This is a genomic window from Cyclobacterium xiamenense (assembly GCF_042140265.1).
Classification (GTDB): domain Bacteria; phylum Bacteroidota; class Bacteroidia; order Cytophagales; family Cyclobacteriaceae; genus Cyclobacterium; species Cyclobacterium xiamenense_A.
This window is the reverse complement of record NZ_CP159481.1, coordinates 2,196,931-2,212,491: the sequence shown is the minus strand read 5'-3', so window position 1 is coordinate 2,212,491 and position 15,561 is coordinate 2,196,931. Positions and strand designations below refer to the sequence as shown.

At 52.6% G+C, this 15,561-nt stretch carries 14 protein-coding genes; 2 read left to right on the top strand and 12 right to left on the bottom strand.

Going from position 1 to position 15,561, the window contains the following annotated elements; translation table 11 throughout:
- Positions 1 to 12: 12 nt before the first annotated feature.
- From ABWH99_RS09450 to ABWH99_RS09430, 5 genes are all read right to left on the bottom strand, one after another.
- Complete coding sequence (locus ABWH99_RS09450; RefSeq protein ID WP_375586032.1) at positions 13 to 1,038, bottom strand: dihydrodipicolinate synthase family protein; 1,026 nt, start codon at positions 1,036 to 1,038, stop codon at positions 13 to 15.
- Positions 1,010 to 2,164 carry an exo-alpha-sialidase gene (locus tag ABWH99_RS09445; RefSeq protein ID WP_375586031.1) on the bottom strand — a complete coding sequence of 385 codons (1,155 nt, stop codon included), beginning with the start codon at positions 2,162 to 2,164 and terminating at the stop codon, positions 1,010 to 1,012. Before ABWH99_RS09445 ends, ABWH99_RS09450 begins: the two co-directional genes overlap by 29 nt.
- A 2-nt stretch (positions 2,165 to 2,166) precedes the next feature.
- Positions 2,167 to 3,765: a fucose isomerase gene (locus ABWH99_RS09440; RefSeq protein WP_375586030.1), complete on the bottom strand. Its 1,599-nt coding sequence runs from the start codon at positions 3,763 to 3,765 to the stop codon at positions 2,167 to 2,169.
- A 132-nt stretch (positions 3,766 to 3,897) separates the two neighbouring features.
- Positions 3,898 to 5,118, bottom strand: a complete 1,221-nt coding sequence (locus ABWH99_RS09435; RefSeq protein WP_375586029.1) for an FG-GAP repeat domain-containing protein — start codon at positions 5,116 to 5,118, stop codon at positions 3,898 to 3,900.
- On the bottom strand, positions 5,115 to 6,275 hold the full coding sequence (locus ABWH99_RS09430) for a sialidase family protein (RefSeq protein WP_375586028.1): 1,161 nt from the start codon (positions 6,273 to 6,275) through the stop codon (positions 5,115 to 5,117). The genes ABWH99_RS09435 and ABWH99_RS09430 overlap by 4 nt, the downstream gene beginning before the upstream one ends.
- A 155-nt stretch (positions 6,276 to 6,430) precedes the next feature.
- On the opposite strand from ABWH99_RS09430, the gene ABWH99_RS09425 reads away from it, so the two are divergent.
- Positions 6,431 to 7,798 carry a Gfo/Idh/MocA family protein gene (locus ABWH99_RS09425; protein WP_375586027.1) on the top strand — a complete coding sequence of 456 codons (1,368 nt, stop codon included), beginning with the start codon at positions 6,431 to 6,433 and terminating at the stop codon, positions 7,796 to 7,798.
- Positions 7,791 to 8,963: a hypothetical protein gene (locus ABWH99_RS09420; RefSeq protein WP_375586026.1), complete on the top strand. Its 1,173-nt coding sequence runs from the start codon at positions 7,791 to 7,793 to the stop codon at positions 8,961 to 8,963. The genes ABWH99_RS09425 and ABWH99_RS09420 overlap by 8 nt, the downstream gene beginning before the upstream one ends.
- A gap of 55 nt (positions 8,964 to 9,018) precedes the next feature.
- On the opposite strand, the gene ABWH99_RS09415 is transcribed toward ABWH99_RS09420, so the two are convergent.
- The 7 genes from ABWH99_RS09415 to ABWH99_RS09385 all read right to left on the bottom strand — a co-directional run bounded on the left by ABWH99_RS09415 (position 9,019) and on the right by ABWH99_RS09385 (position 15,521).
- Complete coding sequence (locus tag ABWH99_RS09415) at positions 9,019 to 10,485, bottom strand: Gfo/Idh/MocA family protein (protein ID WP_375586025.1); 1,467 nt, start codon at positions 10,483 to 10,485, stop codon at positions 9,019 to 9,021.
- Between the two features lie 193 nt (positions 10,486 to 10,678).
- Positions 10,679 to 10,918 carry a VF530 family DNA-binding protein gene (locus tag ABWH99_RS09410; protein ID WP_375586024.1) on the bottom strand — a complete coding sequence of 80 codons (240 nt, stop codon included), beginning with the start codon at positions 10,916 to 10,918 and terminating at the stop codon, positions 10,679 to 10,681.
- 121 nt (positions 10,919 to 11,039) lie between these two features.
- Positions 11,040 to 11,750, bottom strand: a complete 711-nt coding sequence (locus ABWH99_RS09405; protein WP_375586023.1) for an energy transducer TonB — start codon at positions 11,748 to 11,750, stop codon at positions 11,040 to 11,042.
- Between the two features lie 246 nt (positions 11,751 to 11,996).
- Positions 11,997 to 12,485 carry a hypothetical protein gene (locus ABWH99_RS09400; RefSeq protein ID WP_375586022.1) on the bottom strand — a complete coding sequence of 163 codons (489 nt, stop codon included), beginning with the start codon at positions 12,483 to 12,485 and terminating at the stop codon, positions 11,997 to 11,999.
- Between the two features lie 9 nt (positions 12,486 to 12,494).
- Positions 12,495 to 13,784: an aminopeptidase P family protein gene (locus ABWH99_RS09395; protein WP_375586021.1), complete on the bottom strand. Its 1,290-nt coding sequence runs from the start codon at positions 13,782 to 13,784 to the stop codon at positions 12,495 to 12,497.
- A 260-nt stretch (positions 13,785 to 14,044) separates the two neighbouring features.
- Complete coding sequence (locus tag ABWH99_RS09390; protein ID WP_375586020.1) at positions 14,045 to 14,308, bottom strand: DUF4235 domain-containing protein; 264 nt, start codon at positions 14,306 to 14,308, stop codon at positions 14,045 to 14,047.
- Between the two features lie 79 nt (positions 14,309 to 14,387).
- Positions 14,388 to 15,521, bottom strand: a complete 1,134-nt coding sequence (locus tag ABWH99_RS09385) for an acyltransferase family protein (protein ID WP_375586019.1) — start codon at positions 15,519 to 15,521, stop codon at positions 14,388 to 14,390.
- Between the last annotated feature and the right edge of the window lie 40 nt (positions 15,522 to 15,561).

Below are 15,561 nucleotides of genomic sequence, written 5' to 3'. Positions count from 1 at the left end.
CTGAATTTGAATTTATCGGTTTTTAAAGCAATAGTGGTACGCAGCCAATCGGGGCAACTTTTCCTGTATTTCGGTCAACCGCTCCCCTTCGAAGGCCGTCAGGGGAGCTGCGAGCAATCCATTTCCGAAACCCAGGTAGTGCAAACCCGCTTTCAAGCCCTTCAGAAAACTCGATCCATAGCTTCCCAGGTTGTAAAGTTCCGCGGAAATCTCCATCACCATCGCTTGCAACCGCGCCACCTCCGGTAAATTACCAGCTGCTGCCGCCTCGTACAGGTCCACGTATAGTTTTGGGAACATATTTGCACCCCCACTTACGCCTCCGTGGCCTCCCATCAGCACCGCAGATGCCAACATTTCTTCCGGACCCACCAGCAGGGTAAAATCCGGCTCCTCACGAAAAGCATGGGCCATGGCATTGAAGTACACGGCATTGCCCGAACTGTCTTTCAATCCCAAAATATTGGGGTGCCGGGACAGCTCAATCACGGTATTTTGACTTAGCATGGTTTTCGTATGCGAGGGCATGTTGTACAGGTAAAGGGGCAGTGGCAGCTCGTCGGCAAGTTTCTTGAAATACGCCAGAACCTCGCGCTCCCCCAGACCAAAGTAATACGGGGGAGCAGCCACCACAGCATCCGCTCCGGCATCCCGGGCCACAACTGCCAACCGCAGACTCTCCTGAAACGATGTGTCGGTCACACCCACCAATACAGGAAGGCGCTGGTTCGCTTCCCGGCAGGTCAGCTGTATCAATTCCCGCCGCATGGCGTAGGATAGGTTGGTACATTCTCCCGTGGTGCCCAGAATAAACAGGCCCTGTACGCCACCATCCATGAGGTGGGCCAATAGCTTCTCCATGCTCTCGGTGTCCAGGCGGGTATCGTCCAGTAATAACGTGGCCACCGGGGGAACGATTCCCCGGAGTGGCTGTTTGATTAAGTCTCGTTGCATGTATCGTGTTCCTACTTCGTGTAGCGATAAAAACCAGTAGTAGCTGGCAGTTTCTTTAAATTTTTGATGGATCGATGACTGCATATTTTACCGATATGCGGTCGTACGTGTACGTTAGGTGCACCATGCCGTCTTCGGCCTGAATGATGGCCGGATAGCTGTATCCGGCGTTGTTGGGTTCGTTTTCCAGCGTCATGAAGGGATGCCAGGTCTTTCCGTCTTCCGAAATCGCCAGGTTGAGGATATTTCTGCCTTTGGGCTCCTCTCCCTCTTTGGTGCTATGATTGTAAACCAGCAGATGTCTTCCGTCCTGCAGCGTCACTGCATCCGTACCGGAATTGGGATTCGGTAAGGGAGTCGCTTCCATTTCGGACCAGGTTTGTCCCTGATCCCTGGACCAGCTTTCGGCAATCACGTTCTGCCGGGTACGGCAAAGTACCTGCAGGGCACCGTCTTCGTGAATCAATACACTGGGCTGGATGGCATCAAAAGCTACCCCATCGTTGATGGGTCCCACCACCTGCCAGGTCTTGCCCATGTCCTTGCTGATCTCAAAGTGTACTTTCCAGAAGGTCTCCCCATCGGCTTCGATTTCGGTACTGGAAGGACTGATGATCGTGCCGTCTTCCAGCTGTACGGGCTTGTTTTTTACAGGCCCCAGCAACGCTCCGATCGCCGGATCCTCACCCAGCCTCACAGGAGATGACCAGGTTTTGCCGTTGTCTTCCGAGGTGATCAACATTCCCCACCAATCGCGGGGAGTTGGCCCCACTTTATAAAACAACATCAAGGGACCCTGCTCCGGCTGAAAAAGGACGGGATTCCAGCAGGGGTACCGGAGGCTGTCGTTTTGTACCCCATTGACTACTTCTTCGGGCCAGGACCAGGTACCGTTTTCCAGGTGGCTCACCCGGATGCCAACGTCTGGATTGCGCTCGTGGGTTCCGGAAAAAAAGGCCGCTACGATCCCTTCGGATGTCTCTACCAACGTGGACGCATGTACCTGCGGCGTGGGCCGATTATCCAGGGGATAAATCAACTCCGCATGCACCAGTGCCCCCTCGCCTACCACTGCTTTGGGAGGTAAGTAGTAATTCCCGGTAATGTCGTTTGGTTTCTGGTTGTGTTCGGTTTGAGAGGTGGGTTCTCCACCGCAGCCAACCAATGTCAGGGCAATTGCGGAAGACCCCATAACCGTTGCGAAAATCATTTTTACCCGATACCACATAATGCTGTTTTTATTCCTAGTTCATCCATGGCTGCGGCTTTTGCAATGCATGCCTCCAGCGCTTTTTCTTTACTTGGCGCATAGACCACCTGAATGTGGTTGGCCTTGTGGCGCGCCATCATTTGATCCCTACTCACGCCATGCAACACCCCGTGCATGATGGGCCATTGTGGCGTGGTCATGTCCCAACGGCGTTGGGTTTCCTCCGGGGGCAATGCTGCTACCTCTCCGGTACCGATATCGCAATGCAGCCGGTCATTCATGATGTATACCCGGCTCCAGACAATGTAGCCGGGTTTGCTGACTCCTTTCAGGCTACCCCCACCCAGGTGAAAATACATCGGGGGCTGTCGCTCGCTACTAGCCCCGGCATACCCACCGGTAAAATGCGATGCCGGAGCCGCTCCGGATATCAGAAACACCCAGACAAAAGCTTCTCCGTCTGCCAGCGAATAGTCCTCCCCATAGCGGAGATCGTGCAGGGTGTTGTCTCCTTCCAGGCCCAGTTGCTCCCATAACCGATAGGTAAGCAAGCTGTCCAGTCCGGCACATTCGTCTACTTCATTGAAATGAGGGAGTGCTTTTCCCGGTAGGATTTCTTTTCCCTCCCTTCCGAGGACCGGCGGTCGTTCCGTACAATTCAGCAAGCCCTCTGCCAAATCGCTGGCGGGGGTCAAATCCTTCAAGCCTTGCTGGTATTGGATCCCGACGGTATCGCAGCCAAACTCCTCCGCAAGCCGCAGGGCGGCAACGTACATTTTGCACTGCTCCAGCGTCTGTGCTTTCGTAAGCTCCGTGGCAGGATCCTCTCCCCAGACAAAGGTCATCCCCCGGTCCAGCAACCAGGCCAGCACCTGGGCCGCCTCTTCTTCCGAAACGGTTTTCATGGCGGCATAGAGCGTAGACTGGCTTAGCCGTTCCTTAAAAATCCCGGTGGGATGCAGCAAATGATCCGGAATAATGGCATTAAACATCCCCATGCAACCTTCGTCAAACACCCCCATGATCGCTTTTTGCTTGCGAAATTCACGGGCAAAACGACGGCCCGTTTCGGCAGGTCCTTCCGGAAAAGCCGCCGGATCGAAGTCCCGTACATGGCGCAGGTCATGGGTCACTTTTCCAGAGAAAATCCATTCCTTCAGCCCATTGAGGAAAAAGTCATCGGAAAAATCCCGACTCCAAAGGCTGGAATAGGACACCCCTGCTTTGGTCAACGAACCGTTCAGGTTCAGCATCCCTACCAGGCCGGGCCATTGCCCGTCCCAGTTGGCCAGCGTCAAAATCGGCCCTTTGTGTGTCGTCAGTCCGGCCAGGACGTGGTGGGAATATTGCCAGACACTTTCGGCAACTACCAGAGGCTTGGCCGGATCCAGGTTGCGAAAAACCTGCATTCCCATTTTCTGGGAATCGATGAAACCATGGCCTTTTTCCGCCTCATAGGGATGGGCTCGGATCACCTCCACGCCCATTTCGCTGAAAACGCGCCCCAGCTTTGCCTCCATTTCTTCTTGCGCCTGCCAGCAGGTTTGATTGGCTGCCAATCGCAGATCGCCGCTTGCTACCAGGTAAACTTCTTTTATCATACGTATATCTAGTTATTCACTTCTTCTCTTGCCGGTACCTTGGACCGAATTGCGGTCCTGCCCGGAATTAGTACGCCAAATTCTTCCAATCGGGCCCATGCCTGATTAAGAAATTTATTCCCGACAACCGGCTTATTTTGCCGGGTTTTCGTACCAAATTACACCCAGCCCTTTTTTACTTCCGTCTGCGGCTGTTTCCTCGGAAGTAATCAGGTCGGGATCCCCGTCTTCATCCAGATCGATGGCCGTAACAAAATCGTACTTGACGCCCTCCGGACCGCTGATGTCTACCAGCTTCGGGGAATTTGCCCGAAAATCCATGAGTGCCGCCAAACCGGATTTTCCCAGGGCCCCCTCAAAGGAGAAAATGAGGTCCGTTTTTCCGTCACCATCCAGATCCGTCAGTAGGGCGGATTTGCCTCGGGTTCCCACACCTTCCGGATAAGCCCGCCACTCGGAAAGCCAACGTTCGCCCTGCCGGCGAAAAAGCGCCCACCCTTCCAGCAAATCCGCGACAACGATGGCCTGTGGTGGCGCATCGGTACCGGGTTCCCTACCCAAAAACATGGGTTCACCGGCGCGCATGCCTAACACATGAGGCCTCCAACCACCCCGAACGCCGGAAAAACCTGGATTTTCAAACCAACGAAGGCCCCGAAGCGATCCTTTTCTGTCGGTAATTAACAGGTCCGGCCTACCGTTACCGTTCATATCTACCCATTCGATGGACATGATCCAACCCGCCGGAGAAATCTCGTGATACACCCACCCCTCCATGTTTCGCGGATCCGCCGGAGCCTCCAACCAGCCGATGGTCCCATTGGGATCCTTGGATCCGACAAGCAAATCCGGGCCGTTCAGTCCATCCAGATCCGCTGCCCTTCCAAACATCCATCGGGTCTTTCCCAAGGTGGCTGGAATGGCTTCGGACCGCCAGGCTTCCGAATCCAGGTATTTTTCGGGATCAGCGGGAGCCCAATGGATGGTGACTCGCTGATGCGCGCCCTCCGAGCAGGTGATCAGATCCCACTGTCCGTCACCGTCCAGGTCGGCAGCAAACGCATCCTCCACATCCGGCGCAGGTACTTCCACGTAGGGCCAGGTTTTTTTGGGATCCGCTGGCTGCAGGTACACACGCGCCACTCCACCTTCCTCCCAGCCTACCACCAGGTCAAGCTTCCCGTCGGCGTTCACATCTGCCGCTTTGGTACCGTCCGATCCCAGGGAGGTATCGTCAATCGTATGCCGCATCCAGGGACCGGTAGCCAGGGAACTTCGCCCCTCCTGCCCCTGGCCCGCCTTTGGCAAAAACGCCAGAACAAGTAATACGCCTAGCCGGATACCTGTGTTCATTCGCTTTTTGATTTACTACTGATGATTTTTCTCGACCGAAATACCCGGTACATCGCTTCGTCGTGGGCGCTATCCCACACGTCCTCCTCCCGAAAAGTCACCTTCAAAATTTCCCGCGCACCCGTGCGGTCGCGGTCGTATACCAGGTGAATGGTTCCGTCCTCCGACTGCTGTCCGTCCGGGTAGGATACACCGGAGCGTTGGTCCAGCAGAAGCCCCCGGGACCAGGTAAGCCCATCGTCACGGGAAACAAAGGCCATCAGGTGGGAGCGTCCGGTCCGCTGGGTCAATGGCCCGTGCTTTATCAGGAGCAGGTTTCCGGAATGGAGGCGGCGAATAAAAAAGCGGGCGCTCGGATGGGAAAACATAGCGGGCTGCAAGGGGGACCAACGCCTTCCCCCGTCCGTAGAATAGCTTTCTCCGATGCCATAGTTGGTTCGCAGCAGCGCCCAAAGCTTGCCGTCCTTTTTCTCTACAAATTGGTGTTCGTCGTAAACCCGGTTCGCCTGGGGCACATGAATGGCGCCCCTTACCTGCCAGGTTTTTCCCTGATCCGCAGAAACTACCATTTTGGCACTATTGTCCGTTAACCGCCAGGTCGACGCAGGCAAGACCCATTCCCCGGTGCTCAATACCGTAGGCTTGCACATCATGATGCCATCGGTGAGCCGTTGGGGTGCGGACCAATTGGCTTCACCCGGGGAACCCAGATCGGCCGTCATGGTCCATACGCCGGCCTCCGTTCCGTCCATCCCGATGGTTTGGGCCCAGAAAACCCATAATTTCCCCGTAGGATCGAACCATATTTCCGGATCAAATGCCCGGACCGGACCGGAACCATCGGGATCGATCACCAAAAGCTCTTCCCAGCTCTCTCCGGCATCTTTGCTGTAGGCCAGTACCACGTAGTTGTTTTCGTCTTCCCCGGGACTCGGTCCGGCGTACCAAACCGACCACATTTGCTGCCTGTCTGCGGTAAGGGCCAGACTGGGTATACCGGAAAATTGACGTTGGTCTGCCTGGTGCCGGGGGGCATAGCTGCCTTTCAGGTACACCTGAGGTGCCTGCAGGTAGGAGCGGTTTTCCTGGGCCCGTGTGGGGGAAAACGCATAAAAAAGACCTATAAGAAACAAGGCCGCGGTTATTTTCGGTTTCATGCGGGGTTTAGTCGGTGCAATTCTGAAAAATACACCAAGATTTTACGCTTTGAAAGAAATTTCCTTTAAATGTGGGCATTCCTTACAAAAACACGTATTCTGAGGGATTATTTTTCTATATTCATTCTTTAATCTGGAATAACATAATTTTCGCAATGGACCCTTTACACGTAAACAGAAGAAAATTCATTAAAAGTAGTACTGCCCTCATGGCACTGACCAGTGTTGGGGTACAGGCCATGCCCTGGGGGGCACGGAAATCGCCTTACAAAGTTGGGTTGATCGGAACCGGCTGGTATGGAAAAAGCGATTTATTTCGATTGATTCAGGTGGCCGAGGTGGAGGTCCTGGCGCTCGCAGACCCTGACCAAAACCTACTGGATGAGGCGGCACAGCTAGTCAGCAAACGGCAAGCCTCAGGAAATACACCCAAAAAATACACGCATTACCGACAGATGCTGGCGGAAAATGAATTGGACATTGTTCTGGTGGGGAGTCCCGACCATTGGCATGCCTTGCAGGCCATTGATTCCATACAGGCAGGTGCCCATGTGTACTTACAAAAACCCATCAGCGTGGACGTAATCGAAGGTGAGGCCATCCTGGCGGCGGCTCGCAAGCACAACAAGGTGGTACAGATCGGTACCCAACGGCGCAGCACCCCCCATCTGGTGGAGGCCAAAAAAAACATCGTGGACAAAGGCTTGTTGGGCAAGGTCTCGCATGCAGAAATGTGTTGTTACTACCACATGCGTGCCAACGGCAATCCGGAAGTGCAGCCGGTACCGGATTTTTTCGATTACGAGCTTTGGGTCGGTCCGGGTCCCATGCGCCCCTTTGACGGGCTTCCGCACCGACGTTGGTGGCGTACCATGATGGAATACAGCAACGGCATTACCGGAGATATGTGCGTACACATGTTTGATGCGGTACGTTGGACCCTGGGTCTGGGCTGGCCCAAAAGCGTTTTCGCTACCGGGGGAATCTACGTACAAAAAGGCGGGAAATCGACCACTGCGGATACCCAGACGGCCACCTTTCATTACGACGAGCTGGATTGTGTGTGGACCCACCGCTCCTGGGGTACCCCTCAAGATCCGGAATATCCCTGGGCCTACAAGATTTATGGCGATAAAGGAACCCTTAAAGCCTCGGTCACAAAATACGAATTTATCCCCCAGGGAGGGGGTGAGGTCATCAAAGGCGACGTGGTCTACGAACGGGAGCGCTACCCCGAAGATTTGACGGAAAAAGACATCGAACTGCACGCAGCCCCTGCTACCCGGGATCACATGCGCGATTTCCTTCGGGCCATCGAGCAGGGCGGACGTCCCGTTGCTGACGTGGAAGAAGGTCATATTTCTACCGCAAGTTGTATTCTGGCTAATATGTCCATGCAACTGGGCCGACCCCTGGTATACGATCCCGAAAAACGGATCGTGGTAGGCGACGAAGAAGCCACCCGCTTGCTGCGCCGCCCCTATCGGGCTCCCTACCAACACCCGGATCCCAACTTTGTCTAACGGAAAGCGGCCTTTCGCTAGTGGAGAGGCCGCTTGTTTTACCCAACCTAACCAAGCCATGGTGCGCTATTCTTCGTTTCCGCCTTTTGTGGCCCTGCTAGGTCTGGCTTTATTGCTGTCAGGCTATCCATCCCCCCCTACATTGGCCCAAACTACGGTAGCAATTCAGGGAGAAAAATTCTTCATCAACGGGGAACCCACCTATCCCAATCGACACTGGAACGGTCAATCGATCGAAGGCCTGCTTATGAATAGTCGCATGGTGCAGGGGATTTTCGACGATCTGAATCCGGAAACGGTGGATCGGTGGCAGTACCCCGACACGGGGGAATGGGATCCCGACCGAAATACGAGGGAATTTATCGAAAACATGGCTCAATGGAAAGCCCACGGTCTGCTCTCGTTTACGCTAAACCTGCAGGGAGGAAGCCCGGAAGGTTATAGCCGGAACCAGCCCTGGCACAACTCGGCGTTTACCGAAAAGGGAGACTTGCTGCCCGCCTACCTGGCCCGACTGAAAAAAATCCTCGACGAAGCAGACCGGCTGGAAATGGTGCCCATTCTTGGCCTGTTTTATTTTGGACAGGACCAGCGCCTGCAGGACGAGACGGCGGTTATCAAAGCCGTTGACACTATCCTCAACTGGTTGCATGCGCAGTCCTACAGACACGTACTCATCGAGGTAAACAACGAGTGCAACGTGCGGTACGACCATGAAATCCTGCAACCACATCGGGTACACGAGTTGATTCTACGTATCAAAGCCAAGGAAAAAAATGGCTTTCGATTTCTCGTAAGCACCAGCTACGGGGGCGGTTTTGTCCCCTTACCCAATGTGGTCAAAGTGGCGGATTTCCTGCTGATCCATGGCAACGGTGTTTCGGAACCGGACCAGATCGTGCAAATGGTAAGCAAAACCAAATCGGTGGAAGGCTTTCGGGACATGCCCATTGTGTTTAACGAGGACGACCATTTTGACTTCGACAAGGACTGGAACAATTTCATAGCAGCGGTTTCGGCCGGGGCTTCCTGGGGCTTCTTTGATTTCCGGAAGGCGGGGGAAGGTTTTGAACAAGGCTACCAGAGTGTACCGGTGGACTGGAGCATCGGCTCGGATCGCAAAAAGGCCTTCTTTGACTTGCTTCGGGAAATAACGGGGTATTAAAAAAAGCCCCTCGGACCGTAGACCGAGGGGCTCTCACTGAAGGTAAACGCAGGGTTCAGACCTTGAAGCCTTCCCGGTAGGTTCTGCCTACAAACTGATTGGCTTCTTCCAAATTGGTGATTCGCATGTTTTCTCCGTCCCACAGCAGTTTTTTACGGCCAAAGAACTCCGCCTGCCCCTTGCTGTTTTCACGGCGAAGCATGTAGCTCCGGATGGCCAGGTTACCCATAAGCACGGTCTCGGTCATGGGGCCCGCATAATCGAAGGATGACGTGAGTCCTCGGTGTTCGGCGCTGTTGAATCCCGCCTTGCAGGCGTCTACCCATTTGCGCTGGTGGCCGTATTCGGGCTCGTCGTTTTTCTCTACCTCTGGCCCAAACTCGGTGGTACCGTCATTCAGGTACAGCTTGGGCATGAGTGGCGAGCTATCGTTGATATTGGTAGATATAATGCCCTTGTCGCCGATAATCAATACCCCATTGGCGCTGTTTTTTCCTCCAATATCGTCGTCTGCAGGGATGATATCGGGATGAGAAGGACGAATGCCCCCGTCGCTCCAGGTCATCTCAATGGGCGAGCGGCTTTTGACTGTTTCGTCAAAATGCAAGGTGATAAAAGAAGCGGGCGGACAGCCTTTGGGATAATAATCCGCCGTCCACATATCGGTGTAAATGGAGGCCACGCTACATTCTGCATCCGTGGGGTATTTCAGGCCCAAGGTGCGGAAAGGAATATCGATCAGGTGACAGCCCACATCGCCAAGGGCGCCGGTTCCGTAATCCCACCATCCCCTCCAATTGAAGGGGTGAAGGTTCGGAGTGTAGGGAATGTACTCCGCCGGACCCAACCAGAGGTCCCATGACAGATCGTCCGGTTTATTAGAAGGAGCCGGTTCCGGAAAAGGAATCCCCTGTGGCCATACCGGCCGGTTGGTCCATACCTGTACCTTGGATACCTTGCCAATTTTGTCCTCATCGATCCATTTCTGCACCATGTCCAGCAGGGGGTTGGACCCGCCCTGATTTCCCATCTGGCTGACGATCTTGTTGGTTCGCGCCATCTCGGTGAGCATTCTTGCTTCCCGGATATTGTGAGTCATGGGTTTCTGTACGTAAACGTGCTTGCCACGCTCCATAGCATAGGCAGCGGCGGGACCATGTACGTGATCCGGCGTAGAAATGGTCACTGCGTCAATGTCTTTTTCCTTGTCAAGCATTTCCCGGTAGTCGCTGTACCGTTTGGCGTTGGGGAAATTCTCAACAGACCGGGAGGCAGAGCCCGAAAAATCAACGTCGCAAAGGGCAACTACCCGCTCTCTTCCGTTGACCGATGCATTTTTGATATCGCTGGCGCCTTTCCCCCCCGCTCCGATGGCGGCGAGGTTCAGTTGATCACTGGGCGCAGTGTAACCGACTCCTCCCAATACGTGCCGGGGAACAAAAATAATGGAAGAGGCGATGGCAGCGTTTTTAATGAACGACCGCCTGCCGGGATCGGATTTTTCTTTCTTTGGTGATTTCATGGTTATTTCAACTTATTGATTGAATAAAAACTTAATGTATATAAAATTTGCGGTACTTCTAACTTGCAGCTATCAAAACTATACCTCCGACATGCGGATTTCGGCAATTTGCCTTGCCACTATTTCCATAAATGGTCGTATTCCCGGATGAGTTGCTCTCCCGACTGAAAGCCTCCGGGGCCCTGTCGATGGATTACTTTTTAATTGACTCCATATACAATTGCTCTACTTTTGCCCGGGCCCAAGGTGTCTTTCGCAAAAAAGTTAAACTAGACTTCACGGAAGGATCGTGCGTAAAGCACCGAATGCGAATCCGTTTGCCCAGCACTTCCCAGCCATAGGTTTCCACCAAATAATCGACTATATCCACCAATCGAACCCCGTGCAAGGGATTGGCAGGTTGGGACATTATCCGATTTTCTTCCCTTTTCATTCGGATAAAAATAGGTATTCCGGACAGCTTCTCCTAACGAACCCGTATAAAAAAAGAAAGGGCTATTCCGGACTTGTCGTCCATGAATTGCCCTTGGGAGGTTATTCGTCTTCCCTACCTATTATCTAATCAAAGCTGGTAGCGTAGGATTTTTTTCGAAATCAAAGGTAATGGGTAGCACCGAAAGCGAAGCAACTTCTACGTTCTCAACTTCTGCGGGTTCCCATTCGCCGGAAGTAGCCTTAATCGCTTTTATCGCTTGCTCTTCCATGTCTTTCAGGTACCGTTCTACCGATGTTTCAATATTGCTGGTGGTCGTCGCGAACGGAATTTCGCCGTTTTCATCGACGACAAACTTCACAAAGATCGTACCTTCCAACCCCCAATTCTTAGCGGTTTCGGGGTATTTCAGATTACTCAGCACCGTGGTGCGAAGCGCTTCTCGTCCGCCTTCGAAATCTGCTTCCTCATCGACGGAATAAAAGACGCCCATCCGGTTCGCCGTAGTTTTCATCTTGTTTCGATTGCTCTTTAAGTCAAAAAGCACTACTTCCAGCTTCTTTCGATCAATTTCATTATCCACGCCGGTGACGACCACGTCATCCAACTTCCCATCCTTCATCTTATACGAATAAGAAAATGCGGGATAATCTTTGATTATTTCATTGATTTGAAACATGTAATTCATGTTCCGGTCTTGCATGCGTTCTAGCTCACTACCGGATAAATCACTGTCTCCCTGCTGCGCTTGCGCTCCAGCGCTAAGCATCAACAAGAAAAGGAAAGTTACCGGTATGGATAGTAATTTCATGGCGTTGTTTAACGTTTTCATGACATTTCTTTAGTTAGTTCGAAGATTTATTTTCCTGACCAGCCTCCCAGAAAGGAAACCGGCCCTATCGTTCCGATCGGAGGACAGGCCGGACCTGCGGTAAATTTTATGCACAAATCCTGGCTGTCACTCACAACCGAACTAGCTACTAATTCAGGTAGAAAATGTCCAAGGACCATGCCATTGATGGGTATTGGGATAAAAAGTTACGTTTTTGTTAGAATAAAAAAATTTTATCTTATTTTTCTACAAAATATCACTGATTTCGACCGTATGGCCGCGAAAATGAGCAGTTTCCCCTTTGCCCTTTCCTTTCAAAACCTGCACTAAAGGGGAGATGGCGCTAACGCCTTGAATTTCCCCCCGACCGGTAGCCATTTTTCCAAAGGAAGCAGCAACCCAAATCCAACCGATATCCAATAGCAGAAGCGCCCCCTCGCGTACCACCGAAGCCGGTTCGACCGAGAGCGCCTGTACGGTAGATTCCCATTGCCCGAGGGTGTGCCACTGTTTTTCAAGCAATGTCCGGCTCTGACGAATGCTTTCCCGGCCTGTTTCGTATTTATCGCCGGCACTACTTTTTGTATCGGCTGCGGCAGCCTCCTGAAGTGCTAAAAGCTGGCGATGTAGCTCGGCTTTGTTTTCCCGCAGGATATTCAGCACCTCCATTTTCAGGTTTGCCTTAAATTCCCGAATGACATCCGGGGTCCGGGGGTTCAGATCGTCGATTTCCAAGGGATGGGCTTATGCGTTCATCAACGTTTCGATTTCTTCCGGATCAATGGGGATATTTTTCATCAGATCGGTGTACCCGCTGTCTCCAATTACTATGTTGTTTTCCAAACGTATGCCCAATCCTTCCTCCCGAATGTAAATTCCCGGCTCTACCGTGAGCACCATTCCTGCCTGCAAAGGCTCGTACATGGTTCCAACGTCGTGAACATCCAATCCAAGGTGATGGGAAGTACCGTGCATAAAATAGTTTCTGTACGCTGGTTTTTCCGGATCCTGATTGCGGATATCGGTTTGGTCAAGCAGGCCCAGGCTAAGCAACTCGGACTGCATGATCAGTCCTACCTCCTTGTGGTATGCCTGAATGGTAATTCCCGGTCGAAGCAGGTTCATCGCTTCCCGCTGCACCCGCAACACTGCATCGTATACTTGTCGTTGTCGTTTGCTAAATCGTCCATTGACAGGCAGCGTGCGGCTCATGTCGGCATTGTAATTCCCGTATTCCGCACCCACATCAAACAATACCAGGTCTCCGTCCCGGCACAGTTCTTTGTTTTCAATGTAATGCAGGACGCAGGCATTCTTTCCGGAAGCAATGATGGGTTCGTAGGCAAAGCCCCGGCTACCGGATTTTACAAATTCGTGGATAAACTCGGCTTCAATTTCGTATTCCCTGACTCCGGGCTTAACAAAAGCCAGGACCCGCCGAAAGGCCCTTTCCGTAATGTCGCAGGCTTTTTGGAGCTGGGCGATTTCCTCTGGTTCTTTCACGCTGCGAAAGGCATGCATCATGGGAGAAATACGGTGGTACTCATGCAGGGGATGCCGTTCTTTACAGGATTTGATAAATCGGGCATCCCGGGTTTCTACCGTCACATCTGCCCGCAGGTGATCGTTGGTGTTGAGGAACACGTGCTTGCTTAGGGCCATTACGGTATGAAAGATACGCTCAAAATCCGTTGTCCACATGACGTTGCGGATTCCGGATACAGCGGTAGCTTCTGCTTTGGTTAGCTTATGCCCTTCCCAGACGGCAATGTGCTCGCTGGTAGGCTTGATAAAAAGTATCTCCCGCAAGGAAGGATCCGGGAAATCCGGACAAATTACCAGTACGGTCTCCTCCTGATCGATGCCGCACAGGTACAGCAGGTCGTTATTTTGCCTGAATTTCATGGTCCCATCCGCATTGGTGGGCAGGATATCGTTGGAATGAAAGATAGCAATGGATTTTGACGGCAGGTTGCTTTCGATCTTTTTCCGGTTCTTTTCGTACAGGGAAGCAGGAGCTGGCTGGTATCTCATAAGTAAATTGGTTTTTGCAAAGGTAAAAAATAATGCCTCCCCACACATTCCATTCGCCCGGGGATTCAAAGAAAAGTCTCAGCCGGCGGACCGACCCACAGCCCAATCCCCGAAACGGTTCGCATGGCACCGCCTGCCCTATGTCCACCGCCCCAAAAATTAAACCCCCCTTGGCACCATCCCCAGGCGCAATTCATTGGCCGAAACGACTCGATTTGGAACTACCACTGCCATTTTTCCGAAATGCTCTCGGACTGACATCATCGCTCGGATAGCCGATCGGCTCCGGCCGAAAACGTCCAATCCATAAATACCTTGGATACACTGACCAAAATACCCGTTGCCACCGCCCAGGCCATCACTTCCTTCAAGGAGGTTTCGGCCCGGTATGGGCTTGTTGGGGGAGTCTTTCCCGTGGCTTTTTCCCACGACTTCTCCAGGGCTTTCCGAACCAGGAAACCGCCAGCCATCGTCAGTCCGGATAGGGCCAGGGATTGAATGAATTTTTTGTCTTTGTTTTTCATGCGTTCCAGGATTTACAGCTAATGAACGATATGCTAGAAAAATCGTGCCAGTTTAACGCCCTCCTTTCTGTGGAAAGGCCTATACTTTGACATATACTCCCCGTCGATCCATTATCCACCCGATCAGCCAAATAAGCAGCATAAACGAGAGTGCAAAGAATAAACTCGCTATTTTTGGGGGAAACGTCCCCGTGAATACTCCCTCGTAGATCCAGTTTTTCAAGGAAGATCCGTTCACCGGAACCATCAGCATGATCCGAACCAAAACCCCCGAGAGCACGTAAAGCAGCAGCGGGTTTCTACCAAAAACCTCGAAGAAATAGGCCCAGCTTTTCCAGTTCCTGACCTCCAAGAGATACACAAGCAGCGCCAAAAGGCCCGTTACGTAACCCACGGACACCAGGACAAAGGAACTGCTCCAAATTTTCTTATTGATGGGAAAAAGGAGATCCCAGCTGTAGCCAACGACCAATAGCAGGCCAGCGAGCAACAGCAGGCGCGATACGGTTTTCACCCGTGCCCCTTCACCTTGGATAAAAATACCTACTGCGTACCCGGCAAGGACGTTTACTACCGCCGGAAAGGTGCTCAGCAAGCCCTCCGGATCAAAGGCGATTCCCTCTCCCCGGTACAGATTTCCCGCGCCGATCAGCCAAAGATCCAGTTTTCTGGCGGCATTGCCCTCCAGGGAATACGGATCGGGACCGGGATCACCAAAGAAATACATTGCACCCCAATAGGCAAGCAATATCACCGATCCGGTAAGCAGACATGCCCGCAGCCGCAGGAAATACACCAAAGTAGCCGCGATGCCGTAACAAAGGGCAATTCGCTGCAGCACCCCAAGTAGGCGTATGGAGGTAAAATCATACGGAACGAGGCTTCCCTCGACGACCCGGAAAAATGGGAATGCGGTAAGCAATAACCCGATCAGGAAAATAATGGCCGTCCTGCGGATCACTTTTTTAAAATAAACAGCCCCTCCGCGGTCGCGCAACCTGGCCAAACTAAAACTCATGGCATTCCCTACCACAAATAAAAAAGAGGGGAATACCAAGTCTGTAATGGTCAGCCCATGCCAGGGGGCATGCAAAAAAGGCCCAAAATTGGTGGACCAGCTACCGGGTGTGTTGACCACGATCATCAGGGCCACGGTCAGCCCCCGGAGTACATCCAAAGACTGGTACCGGTTGGTTTGAGGCAATGAATTCATAGCAATGGATGGGTCCTTCATAGTAGGTATAATAAATTCT